17 protein-coding genes are annotated in these 21,168 nt (G+C 71.9%); 15 read left to right on the top strand and 2 right to left on the bottom strand.

The features are described 5' to 3' along the window. Positions 1-109: 109 nt before the first annotated feature. Positions 110-1,168: a LacI family DNA-binding transcriptional regulator gene (locus QFZ75_RS04995; RefSeq protein ID WP_307534161.1), complete on the bottom strand. Its 1,059-nt coding sequence runs from the start codon at positions 1,166-1,168 to the stop codon at positions 110-112. Positions 1,169-1,406: 238 nt separating this feature from the next. Between QFZ75_RS04995 and QFZ75_RS04990 the strand changes: the two genes are divergently transcribed. The 7 genes from QFZ75_RS04990 (at position 1,407) to QFZ75_RS04960 (ending at position 11,553) form a co-directional block, all read left to right on the top strand. Then, a complete protein-coding gene (locus QFZ75_RS04990) occupies positions 1,407-2,696 on the top strand; it encodes an ABC transporter substrate-binding protein (protein ID WP_307534160.1) in 1,290 nt (429 codons plus the stop codon). Positions 2,697-2,701: 5 nt separating this feature from the next. Then, positions 2,702-3,661, top strand: a complete 960-nt coding sequence (locus QFZ75_RS04985; RefSeq protein WP_307534159.1) for a carbohydrate ABC transporter permease — start codon at positions 2,702-2,704, stop codon at positions 3,659-3,661. Then, positions 3,658-4,569, top strand: coding sequence for a carbohydrate ABC transporter permease (locus QFZ75_RS04980; RefSeq protein WP_373465808.1), 912 nt, complete (start codon positions 3,658-3,660; stop codon positions 4,567-4,569). Before QFZ75_RS04985 ends, QFZ75_RS04980 begins: the two co-directional genes overlap by 4 nt. 236 nt (positions 4,570-4,805) lie before the next feature. Beyond that, positions 4,806-6,044, top strand: coding sequence for a cellulase family glycosylhydrolase (locus QFZ75_RS04975; RefSeq protein ID WP_307534158.1), 1,239 nt, complete (start codon positions 4,806-4,808; stop codon positions 6,042-6,044). Between the two features lie 35 nt (positions 6,045-6,079). After that, positions 6,080-8,116, top strand: a complete 2,037-nt coding sequence (locus tag QFZ75_RS04970) for an endo-beta-N-acetylglucosaminidase (RefSeq protein WP_307534156.1) — start codon at positions 6,080-6,082, stop codon at positions 8,114-8,116. Positions 8,117-8,183: 67 nt separating this feature from the next. Then, positions 8,184-11,222, top strand: coding sequence for a glycoside hydrolase family 38 C-terminal domain-containing protein (locus QFZ75_RS04965; protein ID WP_307534154.1), 3,039 nt, complete (start codon positions 8,184-8,186; stop codon positions 11,220-11,222). A gap of 40 nt (positions 11,223-11,262) precedes the next feature. Further along, positions 11,263-11,553 carry a protease inhibitor I42 family protein gene (locus tag QFZ75_RS04960; RefSeq protein ID WP_307534153.1) on the top strand — a complete coding sequence of 97 codons (291 nt, stop codon included), beginning with the start codon at positions 11,263-11,265 and terminating at the stop codon, positions 11,551-11,553. 559 nt (positions 11,554-12,112) lie between these two features. Here QFZ75_RS04960 and QFZ75_RS04955 read toward each other — a convergent pair. Beyond that, entirely contained in the window at positions 12,113-12,847 is a 735-nt protein-coding gene (locus QFZ75_RS04955; RefSeq protein ID WP_307534151.1) for a FadR/GntR family transcriptional regulator, read from the bottom strand. A 178-nt stretch (positions 12,848-13,025) separates the two neighbouring features. Here QFZ75_RS04955 and QFZ75_RS04950 point away from each other — a divergent pair, with 178 nt between their 5' ends. The 8 genes from QFZ75_RS04950 to QFZ75_RS04915 all read left to right on the top strand — a co-directional run bounded on the left by QFZ75_RS04950 (position 13,026) and on the right by QFZ75_RS04915 (position 21,124). Beyond that, positions 13,026-14,108 (top strand): sugar ABC transporter substrate-binding protein, encoded by a 1,083-nt coding sequence (locus QFZ75_RS04950; RefSeq protein WP_307534149.1) that lies wholly within the window; start codon positions 13,026-13,028, stop codon positions 14,106-14,108. Beyond that, a complete protein-coding gene (locus tag QFZ75_RS04945; RefSeq protein WP_307534147.1) occupies positions 14,105-15,607 on the top strand; it encodes a sugar ABC transporter ATP-binding protein in 1,503 nt (500 codons plus the stop codon). Before QFZ75_RS04950 ends, QFZ75_RS04945 begins: the two co-directional genes overlap by 4 nt. Beyond that, on the top strand, positions 15,600-16,637 hold the full coding sequence (locus QFZ75_RS04940; RefSeq protein ID WP_307534145.1) for an ABC transporter permease: 1,038 nt from the start codon (positions 15,600-15,602) through the stop codon (positions 16,635-16,637). Before QFZ75_RS04945 ends, QFZ75_RS04940 begins: the two co-directional genes overlap by 8 nt. Before the next feature lie 117 nt (positions 16,638-16,754). Next, complete coding sequence (locus tag QFZ75_RS04935; RefSeq protein ID WP_307534143.1) at positions 16,755-18,122, top strand: L-fuconate dehydratase; 1,368 nt, start codon at positions 16,755-16,757, stop codon at positions 18,120-18,122. After that, complete coding sequence (locus tag QFZ75_RS04930; RefSeq protein WP_307534141.1) at positions 18,119-18,874, top strand: SDR family NAD(P)-dependent oxidoreductase; 756 nt, start codon at positions 18,119-18,121, stop codon at positions 18,872-18,874. Before QFZ75_RS04935 ends, QFZ75_RS04930 begins: the two co-directional genes overlap by 4 nt. 5 nt (positions 18,875-18,879) lie before the next feature. Further along, on the top strand, positions 18,880-19,956 hold the full coding sequence (locus QFZ75_RS04925) for an aldo/keto reductase (RefSeq protein WP_307534139.1): 1,077 nt from the start codon (positions 18,880-18,882) through the stop codon (positions 19,954-19,956). Beyond that, positions 19,953-20,267, top strand: coding sequence for an L-rhamnose mutarotase (locus tag QFZ75_RS04920; RefSeq protein WP_307534137.1), 315 nt, complete (start codon positions 19,953-19,955; stop codon positions 20,265-20,267). The genes QFZ75_RS04925 and QFZ75_RS04920 overlap by 4 nt, the downstream gene beginning before the upstream one ends. Next, on the top strand, positions 20,264-21,124 hold the full coding sequence (locus QFZ75_RS04915; protein WP_307534135.1) for an amidohydrolase: 861 nt from the start codon (positions 20,264-20,266) through the stop codon (positions 21,122-21,124). Before QFZ75_RS04920 ends, QFZ75_RS04915 begins: the two co-directional genes overlap by 4 nt. Positions 21,125-21,168 lie beyond the last annotated feature (44 nt).

Below are 21,168 nucleotides of genomic sequence, written 5' to 3'. Positions count from 1 at the left end.
TCTGCGCCTGACACCGGGTGATGACGCCGCGAGTGTGACCGCCGTGCAGATGCGCGAGCTCGTCGAGCGGCCGACCGCTCCCGTCCCTCCCGGTTCAGGCCCTCCCGGTTCAGGCCCCGCAGGGCCCCGTGCTGTCGCGTTCGATCAGCGTCGGCACCGGCACCCCCACCGCCCGCGCGGGCCCCCCGTCCAGCAGCGCCGTCAGTTCCTGCGCCGCGGTCCGGCCGAACTCCACCGTGTCGCGGGACAGCGCCGACAGCCACGGCTTGACCATGCGGCACAGCGCCGAGTCCTCCCAGGCGACGACCGACACGTCACCCGGTACGGAGAAGCCCAGCTCCGTCGCGGCGGCGACCCCGGCGACGGCCATCACGTCGTTGTCGTAGACGAGCGCGGTCGGCGGCGAACCACCCGCCGGCACACCCCTCTCCAGGACGCGGCGCGTGACCGCCGCACCCTCCGCGTCGGAATAGTCCGTGGTCACCGAGCGGACCTCGGTCAGCCCGCGCCGGTCGGCCTCCGCGCGCAGCGTCCGGATCCGCCGCTCGGTGTGCGCGAGACCGGGCAGCCCCGCGATGTGCACGATCCGGCGGTGCCCCAGCTCGTACAGCCGGCCCACGACGGCCGCCATCGCGCCCGCGTCGTCCGCCCAGACCGTGGAGAGCCCCGGATGCCGCGCGTCCGGCGCACCGCCGATGACCACCGCCGGCAGGCCCAGCTCGTCGAGCAGGCCGGGGCGCGGATCGTCCGTGCGGGGGTCGACGGCCATCACCCCGTCGACCCGGTGCTCGGCCCACCAGCGCCGGTACACCGCGCACTCGTCGTCGACGTCCTCGACCACCTGGAAGAGCAGCCCGAGGTGACGCTCCGCCAGGACCTCCTGGACGCCCGAGATGAGCTGCAGGAAGAAGGAGTCCACGCCGAGGGTGTCCGCGGGCCTGGCCAGGACGAGACCGACCGTCGCCGCGCCCTCGCCGGACAGCTGCCGCGCGGCCGCACTGGGCCGCCACCCGAGCTGTTCGGCGACCCGGCGCACCCGGTCCCGGGTGATCTCGGAAACCCCGGGCCGGTCGTTGAGCGCGAAGGAGACCGCGCTCTCGGAGACCCCGGCGCGCTGCGCGATGTCCTTCATCGTCGGCCGGCGTGCGGGAGACCGCTTGGCTGGCAACTCGCCCCCTGTTTCGCTGATGTCCTGCTCAATGGTGCTCTGTACTAAAGCGCTTGAGCTTCGTCACTCTAAAGCGCATTAGTGATCTGTTGCAAGACGTCGATCAGACGGCTCTGACCTGCTCCTACGGTGAGCTAATGAATTTAGCGCAGCGGAATCCATTGACTTTCCCTCCGTGCGGGATGCAAGGTCTGCCCGTCACCCCTGACCCACACCGTCGCAAAGGAGCCCGGTCACTGTGCGCATCCCCCGCAGAGCACTCGCCGCCACCGTCGTCGCCCTGGTCCTGCCGCTCAGCGCCTGCGGCTCCGGGGGTGACGACGGCGGGTCCGCGGACGCCTCCGGCAAGGTCGAGGGCGACATCACCTTCCAGACCTGGAACCTGAGGGCCAACTTCAAGCCGTACTTCGAGGGCCTGGTCGCCGACTTCGAGAAGAAGTACCCGGGCACCCATGTGAAGTGGGTCGACCAGCCCGCCGAGGGCTACGCCGACAAGATCAGCGCGGACGCGGCCGGCGGCACCCTGCCCGACGTCGTGAACGTCTCGCCGGACCTCGTCGCCCCGCTCGCCAAGGCGGGCCTCGCGCTGGACCTCGACAAGGCCGCCGCGAAGTACGAGAAGGAGTACCTGCCGGATGCGTGGGCCAGCCACCAGATACCGGGCATGGAGGGCACGTACGCCTTCCCGTGGTACCTGAACACCGGCCCGCTGTTCTACAACAAGTCGCTGTTCGAGAAGGCGGGCCTGGACGCCTCGAAGCCCCCGAAGACGTACGACGAGCTCTTCGACAGCGCCCTCGAACTGGCGGACAAGAGCGACGGCAAGGTCGCGACCCTGGCGAACGTGCCCACCATCGAGGACTTCGGCCGCTACGGCGTCGAACTGATGAACAAGGAGGGCACGGGCTTCGCCTTCAACGATGCCAAGGGCGTGGAACTCCTCACCAGGTACAAGGAGTTGTTCGACGCCAAGGCCCTCGACCCGCAGGCGCTGACCGCGACCCCCGAGTCGTCCGGCAAGAAGTTCCTCACCGGGGCCGTCGCCATGAACCCGGGCAGCGCCCTGGACCTCGGAAACTTCAAGAAGCAGGCGCCGAACCTCTACAGGAACATCGGCATCACCGACCAGATCACCAGCACCGGCAAGGTCAACATGTACGTCATGGGTGTCATGGTGAACGCCCAGACCAAGAAGAAGCCCGCCGCGGTCGCCTTCGCGCACTTCGTGACCGACGCGCAGAACCAGATGTCGTTCGCCAAGAAGGTCGCCATCTTCCCGAGCACCGCCGGTTCCCTCGACGACCCGTACTTCACCGAGGAGGACGGCACGGACGAGACCCGGGTGCGGATCGCGGCAGCCAAGTCCCTGAAGAACGCGGCCAACTACACACCGGTGCTGTTCAGCGAGCAGATGAAGACCGAGCTGCGCAACTCCGTCGCCAAGGCGCTGCAGGGCAAGGTGAGCCCGAAGGAAGCACTCGACAACGCTGTCAAGGCGTGTGACCGCCTGCTCCAGCAGCAGGGCTGACCGACATGGCACGTTCTTCCGGCACCGCCGTCTCCGAGCGGGCTCCCGCCCGGACCGCTCCCCCCGGCTCCGCCCCTTCCGGGACCACGGCACGGGTACGCCGGCAACTGCCCACCAGCCCGTGGCTGTTCGCCGCGCCGGGACTGCTGGTCGTGGGAATCTTCATCCTCTACCCGTTCGTGTCGACGGTGGTCAACGCCTTCACGGACCGCCGGACCCTGGTCCCCGGCGAGTTCGTGGGCCTGGCCAACTTCCGGGAGCTGCTGCACGACGAGATGTTCTGGATCGGCCTGCGCAACAGCACGCTGTACGTCGTCGGGGTGGTCCCCGCGCTCGTCCTGCTGCCCCTGCTGCTCGCGCTCCTGGTCCAGAAGAACATCCCCGGCATCGCGTTCTTCCGGTCGGCCTTCTACACCCCGGTCGTCGCCTCCATCGTCGTGGTGGGCCTCATCTGGGTGTGGCTGCTCGACGAACGCGGCCTGGTGAACTCGCTGCTGGAGGCGGTCGGGGTCGGCAGGATCGGCTTCCTCAGCGACCAGTGGCTGCTCCTGCTGAGCGCCATGGCCGTCACGGTCTGGAAGGGCCTCGGCTACTACATGATCATTTACCTGGCGGCGCTCGCCAACGTGCCGCGCGAGCTGCACGAGGCGGCCGCCGTGGACGGCGCGGGCGCGGTCCGCCGCTTCCTCACGGTCACCGTGCCCGCCGTCCGCTCCACGATGGTGCTGGTCGGCGCGCTCTCCTCGGTCGCCGCCTTCAAGGTGTTCTCCGAGGTGTACCTGATGGCGGGACCGAACGGCGGCCCCGCGGGCGAGGACACCACACTCGTGATGCTCGTCCAGCGCACCGGCACCGGCCTCACCGGCCGGGTCGGCTACGCCTCCGCCATCTCCGTCGTCGTCTTCGTCGTCACCGTCGCGCTGATGCTGCTCGTGCTGCGCGCCGACCGGAAGGAGGACGCGTGAGCGTCGCCGAGAAGGTGCCCGGGGCACCGGCCTCCGTGGACGCGCCCCGCCGCCGCGGGCGCGTCACCGACGAGCACGGCAAGCGCGTCCGCGTGTGGGAACTCGCCCTGCGCTACCTGCTGTTGCTGGCCGTCCTGGCGCTGACCGTCGGGCCGTTCCTGTGGCAGCTCTCCACCTCGCTGAAGGGTCCTACTGAGGACATCTTCAGCTCGCCGCCCACGTTCCTGCCCGACGATCCGACCCTGCACAACTACGACCGGGTCGCCCGGACCATCCCCGTGTGGGACTACGCCCTCAACTCGCTGAAGGTCGCCGCCGCCAACGTCGTGACCAACTGCGTCGGCGCGGCACTCGCGGGCTACGCGCTGGCCCGGCTGCGCTACCGGGGCCGCAGGGCGGCCACGCTGGTGTTCATCCTCGCGATGCTGGTGCCCGTGGAGGGCATCATCATCGCCCAGTTCACGACCATGCGTGAGCTGGGCCTGAACAACACCCTCGTCGGGGTCGTCCTGCCCGGCTGCATCGGCGCGATGAACGTGCTCCTGATGCGCAACGCGTTCCTCAACCTGCCGTACGAGATCGAGGAGGCGGCCTTCGTCGACGGGGCGAACACCTGGCAGCGGTTCCTGCGGATCGCGCTGCCCTCGGTGAAGGGCACCCTCGCCGTCGTCGCGATCTTCGCCTTCATGGGTGCCTGGGACGACTTCCTGTGGCCGCTCATCGTGCTCAGCGACCCGGACAAGTTCACCCTGACCATCGGCCTCAACTACCTGCACGGCACCTTCGCCAACGACGAACGGCTGGTCGCCGCGGGCACGGTCATCGCGGTGGCGCCGCTGATCGCCCTCTTCGCCTGCCTTCAGCGGTACTTCTTCCGCGGGGTCGGCGAGGGGGCGGTGAAGGGGTGAGGCGCGCGGCCACGGGCCGCTTGCCCCGTTGACCACCTGCGGCTCGGCCGGCGGCCGGTTGCCGGGTGTGCGGGCCGGTGAGGGCTGGTCGCGCAGTTCCCCGCGCCCCTGAGTGGGCGACGGCCGGTCGCGCCCATGCGGCGGAGCCGCAGATGTCACAGCCCCGCGCCCCCGAGGAGCGACGGCAGGCAGCCCGCACAACCCCCACGTACGCACCACAGAACCAGGACTCCCGGATGTCTTCTGCCGTGCGCTTCGGCGTCAACTACACCCCCAGCGAAGGGTGGTTCCACCACTGGCTCGACTTCGACCTCGACTCCGTGCGCGCCGACCTCGACTCGATCGCGGCGCTCGGCCTGGACCACATACGGGTCTTCCCGATCTGGCCCTACTTCCAGCCGAACCGCTCGCTGATCCGCCCGCGCGCCGTGGAACAGCTCGTCGCCGTCGCGGACGCGGCCGCCGAGCGGGGTATGGACGTCAACGTGGACGGTCTGCAGGGTCACCTGTCGAGCTTCGACTTCCTCCCCGCCTGGACGCAGACCTGGCACCGGCGGAACCTCTTCACCGACCCACAGGTCGTGGAAGGACAGGCCGAGTACCTGCGGACCCTCGCGGCCGCCCTCGCCGACCGGCCCAACTTCATCGGCATGACCGTGGGCAACGAGGTCAACCAGTTCTCGGCGGGCCCCCACCCGGACCCCGACCGGACGGAGCCCGACCTGGTCGACGCCTGGCTGGAGCGGATGCTCACGGCCTGCGAGAAGGGCGCCCCCGGCAGGCTGCACCTGCACGCGGAGTACGACGCGGCCTGGTACCAGGACGACATGCCGTTCACCCCGGCGCAGGCCGCGCGGCGCGGCGCGGTCACGGCCGTGCACTCCTGGGTCTTCAACGGCACGGCCCAGCGGCACGGGCGCACCGGCGTCGCGACCGAGCACCACGCCGCCTACCTGATCGAACTGAGCAAGGCGTGGGCCGACGACCCGGCCCGCCCGGTCTGGCTCCAGGAGGTCGGTGCCCCGGCACCGCTGGTCCCCGCCGAGCACGCCGCCGCCTTCACCGAGGCGACCGTCGCCAACGCCCTGGACTGCGCGGACCTGTGGGGTGTCACCTGGTGGTGCTCCCACGACGTGTCCCGCGAGCTCGCCGACTTCCCCGAACTCGAGTACGGGCTCGGCCTGCTGACCAACGCGCGCCGGCCCAAGGACAGCGCCCGGGCACTGGCCCGCGCCGCCCGCTCGGCCCGCGAGCACCCGTCCGCGCCGAAGGTCCGTACGACGGCGCTCGTCGTGCCGGGCGACCCCGCCCGGCGCTCGCTCTGCGCCCCCGGCGGCCCGGTGTTCGAGGCGTTCTTCCGGCTCACCGCCGACGGCGCCCGACCGACCACCGTCCTCGCGTCCCGCGCGAACGACGCGGAGCACCTCGCCGCACGAGGCATCACCGAAGTCGTCACCCCCGACCAGGTTCCGTAACCCCACCAAGAACTCCCACAAGGAGATACTTGCTCGTGAACCCCACCAGACGCACCGTCCTGCTCGTCGCCGGCACCGGCGCCGCGGCCGCCGTGCTCCCGGCGTCACCCGCCACCGCCGGCGCGAAGGCCGCGGCACCGGCCGCCGAGGCCGCCGCCCCGCTCCAGCCGTACGCCTCCTACTGGTACCCGGACTCGTTCCCGTCGGGCTCACCGGGCGCGGGCATCACCTGGCGCAGCCTGAAGGCATGGAGCGCCGCCACCGACACCGACCTGGCCTTCAACAGTGCCTCCGTGCCGCTCGCCGAGCGGTTCACGCCGACGCCGGTGAACACGACGGCCCGCGCAGGCCAGGCCCGTGTCCAGTCGCTCGTCTCCTTCGGTCCCACCGCGAGCAACCCCTCGCAGGGGTCGGCCACCGCCGACCACTACGCGCTCACCCACTGGAGTTACGTCGACGAGCTGGTCTTCTGGGGCGGCTCCTCCGGAGAGGGCCTGGTCCTCGCGCCGAACGCGCCGATCGTGGACGCCGCCCACCGCCACGGCGTACCCGTCCTGGGCAACATATTCCTGCCGCCCGCCGCGTACGGCGGCCAACTGCAGTGGACGCGCGACCTGGTGCAGAAGGACGCGGCGGGGCACTACCCGCTGGCCGCACAGCTCGTCGCGGTCGCCGAGGCGTACGGCTTCGACGGCTGGTTCGTCAACGCCGAGACCGGCGGCGGGAACGCGGCGCTCGCCACCGACATGCTCGGCTTCCTCACCGAGCTGAGGACGCTGAGCAGGGCGAAGGGGCTGCGGGTCACCTGGTACGACTCCATGACCGTCGACGGCTCGGTGAGCTGGCAGGGCGCGCTCAACAACCAGAACAAGGTGTTCTTCCAGGCCGCCGACTCGATGTTCGTCGACTTCCGCTGGTCGGCGGGCAGCCTGGCCTCCTCCGGTACGGCCGCCCAGCAGCTCGGCCGCAGCCGCTACGAGCTGTGGGCGGGCGTCGACGTGGAGTCCAACGGTGACAACTCCTCGGTGAACTGGAACGCCATGGTGCCGAGCAGTTCGGCACACGTCGTCTCGGTGGGCTTCTACCGGCCCGAGTGGACCCGCAACCACCTGCCCGCCACCCGTACCCCCGGCGACTTCCACGCCGCCGACGACCGGTTCTGGAGCGGGCGCTCGCTCGATCCGGCCCGTCCCGACACCACCGACACCTGGCGGGCGCCCGCGGTCTTCGTCGCCGACCGGTCGACGGTCACCGGCCTGCCGTTCGCGAGCACGTTCAACACCGGACACGGACTGCGCTGGTACGAGGACGGCCAGGTCACGTCGACGGCCCCGTGGAACCACCTCGGGCTCCAGGACCGGCTGCCGTCCCGGCGCTGGGTGACCCGCACGACGGGGCAGCACCCGGCCGTCACCTTCGACTTCGCGGACGCCTGGCGCGGCGGCAGCAGCGTCCTCGTCGACGGCACCCTGACGGCGCCGACGACGCTGGACGTCTACGCGACCCGCCTGCCGACCGGCGAGGACACCGTCGTCGAGCTGACCCACCGCACCGACGCGGGCGACGTGTCCGTCGAGCTCGCCGTCGCCACCGCCGAGCCCCCGGGTCCGGGGCAGCCGTACGCGTACACGTACTTCCCGGTCACCGCCGGCGACGGCTGGGAGACCTCGGCCGTACGGCTGACCGGTCTCCCGGCCGGCGCCACGGTGCACGCCCTCGGGGTCCGGCTGACCGGCACCGGCGCCGTGAAGTGGCGCCTGGGTGGACTCGCCGTACGCGACCAGGCCGCCCAGAGCCCGGGCACGCCCGTGGACGCGCGCGTCACCGAGGCCTCCGGGGGCGACCTGCGCCTCGCCTGGCGCGCCGCGACCGGGGGCGGCGTACGCCACTACACGCTGCACCGGGTCCTGCCCGACGGCACCCGGCGCTTCCTCGGCGGAACCGCCCAGCGAGCCTTCTTCGTTGCAGGATTGGCACCGGAAGGAGGCGAGACGGCGGCACGGTTCGAACTGCGGGCCGTTGGGGAGCTTTACACCGCGTCGGACCCCGCGACCCTGACCCATACCTGGTGACCGCCGACCACCGGTAACCACCGGTACAGAGCAACGACCCGCACAACGGAGTTACGGAGCACCCCACATGCATGACGACCGCGGCCTGGTCGAAGCCCGCCTCAAGCGCGTGCTCGACGAGCGCATACGACCCGCCGTGTACCCCGAGTCCCTGCCGCTGGACGTGGCGGTGTGGAACGCGCCCGGCGAGCCGGTGCCCGTCGAGGAGGGGCTGGCGGCCACGCCGTCCCCGGTGGCGGTCGGCGACAGGTGGGGTGCTCCCTGGGGCACCAGCTGGTTCCGCGTCACCGGAACCGTGCCGAAGGAGTGGGCCGGGAAGACCGTCGAGGCGCTCCTCGACCTCGGCTTCGACGAGAACATGCCCGGCTTCCAGTGCGAGGGCCTCGTCTACCGGCCCGACGGGACGCCCGTGAAGGGCCTCAACCCGCGCAACCAGTGGGTGCGCATCGGCGCGCCCGTCGCGGGCGGCGAGGAGGTGTGCCTGCACATCGAGGCCGCCTCCAACCCCGTCATCCTCGACTACCACCCCTTCCTGCCCACGCAGCTGGGCGACAAGGAGACGGCCGGCAGCGAGCCGCAGTACAAGCTGGCGCGGATGGACCTCGCCGTCCTCGACGAGACGGTGTGGCAGCTCGTCATCGACCTGGAGGTGCTCGGCGAGCTGATGGCCGAGCTGCCGGTGGAGTCCGCCCGGCGCTGGGACATCCTGCGCGCGGTGGAGAAGGCGCTGGACGCCGTCGACCTGCAGGACGTGGGCGCCACGGCCGCCGCGGCCCGCTCCCGCCTGGAGGCGGTGCTGGCGGCCCCCGCCGTGCCCTCCGCCCACCGCATCAGCGCGGTCGGCCACGCGCACATCGACTCGGCGTGGCTGTGGCCGCTGCGCGAGACGGTGCGCAAGGTCGCCAGGACCACCTCGAACATGACCGCCCTCCTGGAGGACGAGCCGGACTTCGTGTTCGCCATGTCGCAGGCCCAGCAGTGGGCCTGGGTGAAGGAGCACCGGCCCGAGGTGTGGGCGAGGGTGAAGAAGGCCGTCGCCGACGGGCGGTTCGTGCCCGCGGGCGGCATGTGGGTCGAGTCGGACACCAACATGCCCGGCTCCGAGGCGATGGCCCGGCAGTTCGTGCACGGCAAGCGGTTCTTCATCGACGAGTTCGGCGTCGACAACGACGAGGCGTGGCTGCCCGACACCTTCGGCTTCGCCGCCGGACTGCCGCAGATCATCAAGGCGGCAGGGTCCAAGTGGCTGCTCACCCAGAAGATCTCGTGGTCGCAGACCAACACGTTCCCGCACCACACCTTCCAGTGGGAGGGCATCGACGGCACCCGGATCTTCACGCACTTCCCGCCCGTCGACACGTACAACTGCTCGATGAAGGGCAGCGAGATCGCCCACGCGGCGAAGAACTTCAAGGACAAGGGCGCTGCCCGGCACTCCCTCGCGCCGACCGGCTGGGGCGACGGAGGCGGCGGCACGACCCGCGAGATGGTCGCCAAGGCTGCCCGCCTGCGGGACCTCGAAGGCTCGGCGACCGTGGTGTGGGAGGCCCCGGGGACGTTCTTCGAGAAGGCGGAGGCCGAGTACCCGAACGCACCCGTGTGGGTCGGCGAGCTCTACCTGGAACTGCACCGCGCCACCCTCACCAGCCAGGCGAAGACCAAGCAGGGCAACCGCCGCAGCGAGCACCTGCTGCGCGAGGCCGAGCTGTGGTCGGCGACCGCCGCGGTCCGGGCCGGGTCCGCCTACCCGTACGAGGAGCTGGACCGGCTCTGGAAGACGGTCCTGCTGCACCAGTTCCACGACATCCTGCCCGGCTCGTCCATCGCCTGGGTGCACCGCGAGGCCCGCAGGACCTACGACAAGGTCGCCGAGGAGCTGACCGGCATCATCGACGCGGCCCAGCGGGCGCTGGCCGGCGAGGGCACGACCGCCCTCGCCTTCAACTCCGCGCCGCACACCCGCGACGGCGTTCCCGCCGGCGGGGCGCGGACCCCGGCCATCGGCGGCGAGTGCACGCTGGTGCCGCGCGCGGACGGCGGCTTCGTGCTGGAGAACGGCTGCCTGCGGATCGAGATCGACGCCCGCGGTCTCGTGGTCTCCGCGTTCGACCTCGCCGCGGACCGCGAGACCCTCGCACCGGGCGAGGCCGCCAACCTGCTGCAGATCCACCCCGACTTCCCCAACATGTGGGACGCCTGGGACGTCGACGAGTTCTACCGCAACACGGTCACCGACCTGGTCGACGCCGACGAGGTCGTCCCCGGTGAGGACGGCGTCTCGGTCAGGGTCGTACGGACCTTCGGGGCGTCGAAGGTCACGCAGGTGCTGTCGCTCGCGCCGGGCGAGTGGCGGCTCGACATCGACACCGAGGTCGACTGGCACGAGACGGAGAAGTTCCTGAAGATGGCCTTCCCGCTCGACGTGCACGCCGAGCGGTACGCGTCCGAGACGCAGTTCGGGCACTTCTTCCGGCCGACGCACACCAACACGTCCTGGGAGGCCGCCAAGTTCGAGGCCTGCAACCACCGGTTCGTCCACCTGGAGGAGCCCGGTTGGGGCGTCGCGGTCGTCAACGACTCGACGTACGGCCACGACGTGACGCGTGCGGTGCGCGACGACGGCGGTACGACCACCACGGTCCGGGTGTCGCTGCTGCGCGCCCCGCGCTTCCCCGACCCCGAGACCGACCAGGGGGTGCACCGCTTCCGGCACGCGCTGGTGCCCGGCGCCGCGATCGGCGACGCGGTGCGCGAGGGCTGGCGGATCAACCTGCCCGAGCGGAAGGTCCTCGGCGGGGCGTCCGAGGTCGCGCCGCTGGTCACCGTGGCCCAGGACGCGGTCGTGATCACCGCGCTGAAGCTCGCCGACGACGGCAGCGGCGACGTGGTCGTCCGCTTCCACGAGTCGAGGGGCGGCCGCAGCCGGGCCACCCTCACGGCGGGCTTCGACATCGACTCCGTCACGGTGACGGACCTGCTGGAACGTCCGCTGCCCGAGGCCGCGGCCCCGGAACGGGACGGCAACCGCCTGACCCTGAGGCTGCGCCCGTTCGAACTGGTCACGCTCCGGCTGGCCACGGCCCGGAAGCAGGCGGTACACCGGTAGGACCGAGATCCGGGAGGTCGGTCCCACGGCGGAAGTGCACGTGTCGCGAGGCGGCGGCGACGTCAGGGTGCGACTCGGCGACGACATGGTCGTGACGCTGCCCGAGAACGGCACCACCGGATACCGGTGGCCGGTCCGGCACGTCGAAGGGGACCTGGAGGTGGCGGACAGCACCGCCGTCCCGCCGCGGGAGACCGTGCCCGGCGCCGGCGGCACCCGGGTGCTGGGGGCGCGCCCCACCGAGGCCGGCGACGGGCGGCCGGAGCTGCACCTGAAGCGGCCCTGGGGTGACGACGTCGCCGAGCGGTACACCCTGCGGGTGACCGCGTGATGACGCGGGAGGGAGCCGCGCCCGGTCCTGCCGGGCGCGGCTCCCTCGCGTGCGGCGGGCCGGGCCGTGCTACCGGAGGCAGACCTCGTGGACCATGCCGTCCGACTCCTCACGGAGGGAGACCGGCTTCCCGGTCTGACGGGCCTGCGCGGCCGGCGTGGTGAGCGCGGTGGACGACCGGTCACCGGCGTTCCGGCCTCAGTCACCCCAGATCCGGAGGTTCGTTGCTGACAGGCAGGTGAAGTCCCCTCTTCGCGCAGGGTGCATGCCGAAGGCGCACCGGTCGGCGGCCGACGGCGGAAGCGGGGAAGGGGTGTGGGGTGCGCGGCACCGGGCACCCGTGGATCCGGCCACGGGTCGGCGGCGCGCCTGTGACAACCCTCCCGGTAACGGCACGGCTGTCGCATCTGTCAGCTGAGCACTGATGCCCAAGGCCGTGAATACCCCGGGGAGGCCGACCGCAAGGGGGAGACGGGCTTCCCCTCGCGCGGCGCCGGCCCGGCACGCCGGCGGTCGGCACGCCGGTGGTCGGTGGTACGAGTGGTGGTACGGGGCCCGGTCATGCCCCCAACTGGCTCCGGAGCCACTGCTCCACCTCACCCACGTGCGCCGCGGCGGCCGCCCGCGCCGCCTCCGGGTCGCGGGCCACGAGCGCACGGTGGATCGCCGCGTGCTCCCGCCGTGTCCGCTCGAACGCCCCCTCCTCCTGGTACCCGCGCCAGACCCGGGCGCGGAACGTCCGGGAGGACAGCCCGTCCAGGATGGCCGCCATCGTGTCGTTGCCCGCGGCGCCCACGATCACCCGGTGGAACGCCAGGTCGTGGGAGAGGATCTCCTCCGGGTCGTCCGTGGCGTTCATGGCCGTCAGGTGCTTCTCGACCTCGGCCAGCCGGTCCGCCGAGATCCGCGCGGCGGCCAGCGCCGTCGCCGTCGACTCCAGGATCCTGCGCACCTCCAGGAGCTCGACCAGACCCGGACCGCGGGAGAGGTCCGCGACCACCCCGAAGGTCTCCAGCAGGTCCCCGGCCTCCAGCTGCGTGACGTAGATGCCGGACCCGTGCCGGGCCTCCAGCACCCCCAGGACCGTGAGCGCCCGGATCGCCTCGCGCATCGAGCTGCGCGAGATGCCCAGCTGCGCCGCCAGGTCCCGCTCGGTGGGCAGTCGCGCGCCCGGCTCCAGCCGGCCCTCACCGATCATCGCCTTGATCCGGTCGATGGCGCGCTGTGTCACGGTCCCCTTCGGCGGAGCGGCCGTCTGCGCGGCGGCCGCCGCCTCGGGCAGGCTCTCGTCCACGCCGTGTCCTCCTGTCGCCGGGGCCGTCTCCGGGTGCGCCGCAGTCTAACCACTCAGGTGGTCCGACCACTACACGGTAAAACAGCGGAAAAACGCGGTCGAGGGGTGTTGTGGGAGCGAAGTGGTCTGATAAATATTCCTGGCACCTGCTCGATCACGCTCAATGAGGAGCCGATAGATGGCCGGCGGAACTGTGCGGTACCGGAACGGGCGAAGCACCTCACGGGCGGTACGGGCGGCGGCCGCGGCCTGCTGCGCCGCCCTCGCGCTCACGGCATGCGGCAGCACCGAGGACAGCGCCGCCCCCGGTGGTGACAAGGGCGACGGCAGCGGCAAGGTCGGGGTCGTCCTGCCCCTGCTGACCTCGCCGTTCTGGCAGTCCTACAACGACTACGTGCCGAAGGCGGCGAAGTCCGAGGGGGTGGACGCCCTCAAGACCGTCAACTCCAACAGTGACCCCTCGCAGCAGATCACCGACATCAACAACCAGCTCAACCAGGGCGTGAAGGGCCTCGTCGTGGCCCCCCTGGACAGCGCCGCGATCTCGGCCGGCCTCGACCAGGCCGAGCGCAAGGGCGTTCCCGTGGTCGCCGTCGACGTGGCGCCCGAGAAGGGCAAGGTCGCGATGGTCGTACGCGCCGACAACGTCGCGTACGGCGAGAAGGCCTGCGAGTACCTCGGCAAGCAGATCCCGTCGGGCAAGGTCGTGCAGATCATGGGCGACCTCGCCTCGGTCAACGGCCGCGACCGCTCCGAGGCCTTCCGCGCCTGCGTCAAGGAGAAGTTCCCGAAGCTGAAGGTGCTGGAGATCCCCGCCAAGTGGGAGTCCGACACCGCGGCCTCCAAGCTGGACACGCTCCTCAACGCCGACCCGGACCTCAAGGGCATCTACCTGCAGGCGGGCGGCGTCTACCTTGCGCCCACGCTGCAGACCCTCAAGTCCAAGGGGCTGCTGAAGAAGGCGGGCGAGAAGGGCCACATCTCGATCGTCTCGAACGACGGCATCCCGCAGGAGTTCGACGCCATCCGCAAGGGGCAGATCGACGCCACGGTCTCGCAGCCGGCCGACCTCTACGCCAAGTACGGCATGTACTACATCAAGGCGGCGATGGAGGGGAAGACCTTCGAGCCGGGGCCGACCGACCACGACTCGGAGATCGTCGAGCTGCCCGGCGGCATCCTCGAGGACCAGCTGCCCGCGCCGCTGGTGACCGAGGAGAACGTCGACGACCCCGGGCTGTGGGGCAACACGGTCGGATGAGTACTCCACTCGTCGATGCCCGGGGCATCGTCAAACGGTACGGCCCCACCGTCGCCCTGGCCGACGGACGACTCACCGTGCACGCGGGCGAGTCGCATGCCCTCGTCGGCCGCAACGGCGCGGGCAAGTCCACCCTCGTCACCGTCCTCACCGGCCTCCAGGCCCCCGACGAGGGCACGGTCCTCTTCGACGGCGGGCCCGCGCCCGCGCTCACCGACCGGGACGCCTGGCGGCGCAAGGTGGCCTGCGTCTACCAGAAGCCCACCGTCGTACCGGAGCTGACGGTCGCCGAGAACCTGTTCATCAACCGGCAGCCGCGGGGCCGCGGCGGCCTCATCAGCTGGCGCCGGCTGCGGACCGAGGCCGCCGAGGTCCTGGCGACCTGGGACGTCCGCGTCGACCCGCAGGCACGGACCGCCGACCTCAGGGTCGAGGACCGGCAGATGGTGGAGATCGCCCGGGCGCTGAGCTTCGGCGCGCGGTTCATCGTCCTCGACGAGCCGACCGCCCAGCTCGACAACCGCGAGATCGAGCGCCTCTTCACGCGGATGCGCGCGCTCCAGGAGTCCGGCGTCACCTTCCTGTTCATCTCGCACCACCTCCAGGAGGTGTACGAGGTGTGCCAGACCGTGACGGTCCTGCGGGACGCCCGCTGGATCACCACGGCGCCGGTGGCCGACCTGCCGCGCGCCGCCCTGGTCGAGGCCATGGCGGGGGAGTCGGTCGTCGCCGTGCGGAAGAGGGCCGCCCGCGGGGAGGTGGACGCCGCCGCGCCCGTCGTCCTCGAAGCGCGCGGACTCACCTCGGACGCGTACGGACGCGTCGACCTGACCGTGCGCGGCGGCGAGGTCGTCGGGCTCGCCGGGTCCAGCGCAAGCGGCAAGACCGAGCTCGCCGAGTCCTTCACGGGACTGCACACACCGACCGGCGGGACAGCCCGGCTGGAGGGCGGGCGACTGCCGTTCGGTGACGTCACCGCCGCCCTGCGGGCCGGTGTCGGCTGCGTACCGCGCGACCGGCACGGACAGGGCCTCGTCTTCGGCATGACCGTCGGCGACAACGCCACCCTCAGCGTCCTGGACCGCCTCGGCCGGTACGGGTTCGTCGGCACCGGCCGCAGACGCGGCGTCGCCGGCGAGCTGATCGAACGCCTCGACATCCACACCGAGGGGCCCGACCAGCCCGTGTCCGACCTCTCCGGCGGCAACGCGCAGAAGGTCGTCATGGCCAGGGCCCTCGCCTCCGACCCCCGGCTGCTGGTCCTGATCAACCCCACCGCCGGCGTCGACGTGAAGTCCAAGGAGTCCCTGCTGGCCCGGATGGACTCGGCCCGCGACGACGGCACCGCCGTCCTCGTCGTCTCCGACGAACTCGACGACCTGCGCCGCTGCGACCGCGTCCTGGTCCTCTTCCACGGCCGGGTCGTCGCCGAGCACGCGGCGGGCTGGCGCGACCACGAGCTGATCGCCTCCATAGAAGGAGTGGACCACGATGGCTGACACGAAGGCCCCGTCGGCCTCGGCCCCCAGCTCTCCGCGACCACTGCGCGGCAAGGCCGACGCCAGGGCCGTACTCCTGCGCAGGGCCCGCGAACTCGCCCTCGTACCGGCGCTGTTGCTGCTGCTCGTGCTCGGTGCGTTCGTCAACGACGCCTTTCTCACCGAGCAGAACCTGATCTCCGTGCTCGGCGCCTCGGCCGCCCTCGCGATGGTGGTCCTCGCCGAGTCGCTCGTGCTCATCACCGGCAGGTTCGACCTGTCCCTGGAGTCGGTCGTCGGCATCGCGCCCGCCGTCGGCGCGCTGTTGCTGCTGCCCGCCGCGCAGTCCGGTTGGGGCACCGAACTGCCCGCCGGTGTCGCCCTCCTCGCCATCCTCGTCGTGGGCGCGGTCATCGGCGGCTTCAACGGCTTCCTCGTGGTGAAGCTCAAGCTCAACGCGTTCATCGTGACGCTCGCGATGCTGATCGTCCTGCGCGGCCTGCTGGTCGGCGCGACCGAGGGCAAGACACTGTTCGGGATGCCCGACGCCTTCTACACGCTCGCCACCACCACCTTTCTCACCGTGCCCCTCTCGGTCTGGCTGGCGGCGGCGTCGTTCGGCGTGGCCGGCCTGGTCCTCAAGTACCACCGCTGGGGACGGGCCCTGTACGCGATCGGCGGCAACCCGGACGCGGCACGCGCGGCCGGGATCCGCGTCGAGCGCGTGATGCTCGGTGTGTTCGTCGTCGCGGGGACGCTGGCCGCGGTCGGCGGTCTGATGCAGACGGGGTACGTCGGCGCCATCAACGCCAACCAGGGCCAGAACATGATCTTCACGGTGTTCGCCGCCGCGGTCATCGGGGGGATCGGCCTCGACGGCGGCAAGGGCACGATGTTCGGCGCCCTGACGGGCGTCCTCCTGCTCGGTGTCGTGCAGAACCTGCTCACCCTCGCGCAGGTGCCGTCGTTCTGGATCCAGGCCATCTACGGAGGGATCATCCTGGTCGCCCTGATGATCGCCCGAGTGACGACCGGCCGTGCGCAGGACTAGGCCCCTCGGCGTGGTGTGCAGCCGCGGGTTCGTCGTGGCTGGTCGCGCCCACGCGGCGGAGCCGTACATGTCACAGCCCCGCGCCCCTTCGGGGGCGTCTGACCGAAAGGCACCTCTGTGTCCTCATCCGGCGCCCGTGTCATCGCGGTCGACACCTACGACATCCGGTTTCCCACCTCGCGGGAGCTCGACGGATCCGATGCGATGAACCCCGACCCCGACTACTCGGCCGCCTACGTCGTCCTGCGTACGGGCGGCGACGCAACGGAAGGCGGCCTGGAAGGGCACGGCTTCACCTTCACCATCGGGCGGGGCAACGAGGTCCAGGTCGCCGCGATCGAGGCGCTGCGCCCGCACATCCTGGGGCGGTCGGTCCAGGAGCTGTGCGCGGACCCGGGCTCACTGGCCCGCGACCTGACCGGCGACAGCCAACTGCGCTGGCTCGGGCCCGAGAAGGGCGTGATGCACATGGCGATCGGCGCCGTCGTCAACGCCGTCTGGGATCTCGCCGCCAAGCACGCCCGCACACCTCTGTGGCGGCTGCTCGCCGACGCCACCCCCGAATGGCTCGTCTCCCAGGTGGACTTCCGGTACATCGCGGACGTCCTCACCCCCGAGGACGCGCTCGGACTGCTGCGCCGCGGCGGAAAGGGCGCGGCGGACCGGTCCGCGCTGCTGGCGGAGCGGGGTTTCCCCGGCTACACCACCTCGCCCGGCTGGCTCGGCTACTCCGACGAGAAGCTCACCCGGCTGGCCCGCCAGGCCGTCGCCGACGGCTTCACCCAGATCAAGCTGAAGGTCGGCGCGGACCTCGCCGACGACGTACGGCGCTGCCGGGTGGCCCGGGCCGCCGTCGGACCGGACATCCGTATCGCCGTCGACGCCAACCAGCGGTGGAACGTCGACGAGGCCATCGAGTGGACCGGGGCGCTGGCGGAGTTCGACCCGTACTGGATCGAGGAGCCCACCAGCCCCGACGACGTCCTCGGCCATGCCGCCGTCCGCAAGGCCGTCGCGCCGGTCAAGGTCGCCACCGGTGAACACGTGCAGAACCGGATCGTCTTCAAGCAGCTGCTCCAGGCGGGCGCGATCGACGTCCTGCAGATCGACGCGGCCCGGGTCGGCGGCGTCAACGAGAACCTCGCGATCCTGCTCCTCGCGGCCAAGTTCGGTGTCCCCGTCTGCCCGCACGCCGGCGGCGTCGGTCTGTGCGAGCTCGTCCAGCACCTGTCGATGTTCGACTACGTGGCGCTGTCGGGGACGACGGAGAACCGGGTGATCGAGTACGTCGACCATCTGCACGAGCACTTCCTGGACCCGGTGGTGATCAGAAAGGGTCACTATCTGGCACCCACCGCACCGGGCTTCTCGGCGGCCATGCGGCCGGAGTCCGTCGCCGAGTTCACCTTCCCGGACGGCACGTTCTGGGCCGCCGATCTCGAACGGCAGAAGCAGCAGAAGCAGCAGAAGGAGCGGGCGGCATGAACGACTTCGCAGGACTCAAGGCCCTGGTGACCGGCGGCGCCTCCGGTATCGGACGGGCCACCGCGCTGCTCCTCGCCGCCCGGGGCGCCCGGGTCGCCGTCCTCGACCTGGACCCCGCGAGCGTGGCGCAGCCCCTGCTCGGGTACGAGGCGGACGTCACCGACGACGCGTCCGTGCGCCGGGCCGTCGCCGCCGCCGCGGCCGGCCTCGGCGGACTCGACGTACTGGTCAACAACGCGGGCATCGGCGCCCGAGGCACCGTCGAGGACAACGACGACGACGCCTGGCACCACGTCATGGACGTCAACGTCGTCGGCATGGTCCGTACGACCCGCGCCGCCCTGCCGCACCTGCGGAACTCCTCGCAGGCGGCGGTCGTGAACACCTGCTCCGTCGCGGCGACCGCGGGCCTGCCGCAGCGCGCCCTGTACTCCGCGTCCAAGGGTGCCGTCCTGTCGCTGACCCTCGCCATGGCCGCCGACCACGTCCGTGAGGGCATCCGCGTCAACTGCGTGAACCCCGGTACGGTCGACACCCCCTGGGTCGGCCGGCTGCTGGACGCCGCGCCCGACCCGGCCGCCGAGCGGGCCGCCCTGGAGGCCCGCCAGCCCACCGGCCGCCTCGTCCTGGCGGACGAGGTGGCGGGCGCCATCGCCTACCTGGCGAGCCCGCTGTCCGGCGCGACCACCGGCACGGCCCTCGCGGTCGACGGCGGGATGCAGGGGCTGCGGCTGCGTCCGGCGGGCCGGTGACCGGCATGGCGACGGACAGGAGGACCGGCACGGCGACCGGCGACGCGGCCGACGGGCGGACCCGTACGCTCGGCCGCGGTGGTGTCCGGGTCACCGCCCTGGCCCTCGGCGCGGCGGCCATCGGCAACCTCTACCGCGAGGTCTCCGAGGAGCAGGCGCACGAGACCGTGCGGGCCGCCTGGGACGCGGGCGTCCGCTACTTCGACACCGCGCCCCACTACGGCATCGGCCTCTCCGAGCGGCGCCTGGGCGCGGCCCTGCGCGAGCGCCCCCGGTCGGCGTACACCGTCTCGACCAAGGTGGGCCGCCGCCTGGAGCCCGCCGGCGCGGGCGGCGACGACCTGGCCAACGGGTTCGCGGTCCCCGCCACGCACCGCCGGGTCTGGGACTTCAGCGCCGACGGGGTACGCCGCACCCTCGACGCCAGCCTGGAGCGGCTCGGCCTGGACCGGGTGGACGTCGTCTACCTCCACGACCCGGACGACCACGGCGAGCAGGCGTTCCGCGAGGGGTATCCGGCCCTGGAGGAGCTGCGTGCGCAGGGGGTGGTGGGTGCGATCGGCGCGGGCATGAACCAGGCGGAGATGCTCACCCGTTTCGTACGGGACACGGACGTCGACGTGGTGCTCTGCGCCGGCCGCTACACGCTCCTCGACCAGCGGGCCCTCACCGACCTGCTGCCGGCCGCGCGGGAGCGGGGCACGTCCGTCGTCGTCGGCGGCGCCTTCAACTCCGGCCTGCTGGCCGACCCGAAGCCGGGAGCGACGTACGACTACGCTGCCGCGTCACCCGAGTTGCTGGACCGGGCGCTGGAGCTCCGGGCGGTGGCCGGCCGGCACGGCACCACCCTGCGGGCCGCCGCGCTGGCCTTCTGCGCCGCCCACCCGGCGGTCGCCTCCGTCCTCGTCGGAGCCCGGTCACCGCACGAGGCGCGGGACTGCGCGGCCCGGTTCACGGCACCGGTGCCGGCCGGCTTCTGGCAGGAGCTCCGGGAGAGGGGCCTCCTGCCCGCCGACGCCCCGGTGCCGGGCGGGAAACCACCCGTGGAGCCACCCGCGGACCCGTCCGAGGAGCTGTCATGAGAGTCGCCCTGCACACCAAGGTCCGCCTCGACCGCGTCGACGCGTACGAGGCCGCGCACCGCGAGGTGCCCGAGGCCCTCACGGACGCGATCCGTGCCGCCGGTGCCACGTCCTGGACGATCTGGCGCAGCGGCCCCGACCTCTTCCACCTCCTGGAGTGCGAGGACTACGCGCGGCTGCTCGCCGAACTGGAGAAGCTGCCCGTCAACATCGCCTGGCAGTCGCGGATGGCGCAGCTGCTGGACGTCGTGCACGACTACTCCGCCGGGGGCTCGCGGGCGGGGCTCCCGGTCGTGTGGGAACTGCCGTGACGAGCAGCCCCCGGCAGGGTGTCGTCGACGCCCACCACCACGTCTGGGACCTCTCCGTACGCGACCAGGACTGGATCTCGGGTCCCGCGCTGGCGCCCCTGAGACGGAACTTCACCCTCGGGGACCTGGCGCCGCAGGCCCGGGCCGCGGGAGTCACCCGTACCGTCCTCGTGCAGACGGTCACGGTGGCCGAGGAGACCCCGGAGTTCCTCGCGCTCGCCGGGAGCGGCGACCTGATCGGCGCCGTCGTCGGCTGGACCGACCTCACCCGTCCCGGCGTCGCGGACGAGCTGGCCCGCCTGCGCGAGCTGCCGGGAGGGCGGTATCTCAAGGGCATCCGGCACCAGGTCCAGGGCGAGCCGGACCCCGCGTGGCTGCTGCGCGCGGACGTGCACCGCGGACTCGCGGCGCTCGCCGGCGCGGGTCTGGTCCACGACCTGGTCGTCCTGCCGCACCAGCTCCCGGCCTGTGTGGAGTCGGCACGGAGCCACCCCGGGCTCACCTTCGTCCTCGACCACCTGGGCAAACCGCCCGTCGCCGCCGGGGACCCGGAGCCCTGGGCCGCCGCCGTCCGCGCCTTCGCCGCCCTGCCGAACACCGTCTGCAAGCTGTCCGGACTGGTCACGGAGGCGGATCCGCGCTCCTGGACGGTGGCGGACCTGGCGCCCTACGCGGACACGGTGCTGGAGGCCTTCGGGCCCGGCCGGCTGATGTTCGGCTCCGACTGGCCGGTGTGCACGCTCGTCGCCCCGTACGGGCAGGTCGTCGACATCGCCGGGCAGCTGACCGCGGGGCTCGGCGAGGGCGAGCGGCAGGAGGTCTTCGCGGGCACCGCGACCCGCGTCTACGGCCTCTGAACCGGTGCACGCGCCCGAGGGTCCTACGAGTCGAGGATTCGGGT

Source organism: Streptomyces sp. V3I8, from assembly GCF_030817535.1.
In the GTDB taxonomy this organism is placed as follows: domain Bacteria; phylum Actinomycetota; class Actinomycetes; order Streptomycetales; family Streptomycetaceae; genus Streptomyces.
This window is presented reverse-complemented; position numbering and strand designations above follow the sequence as displayed.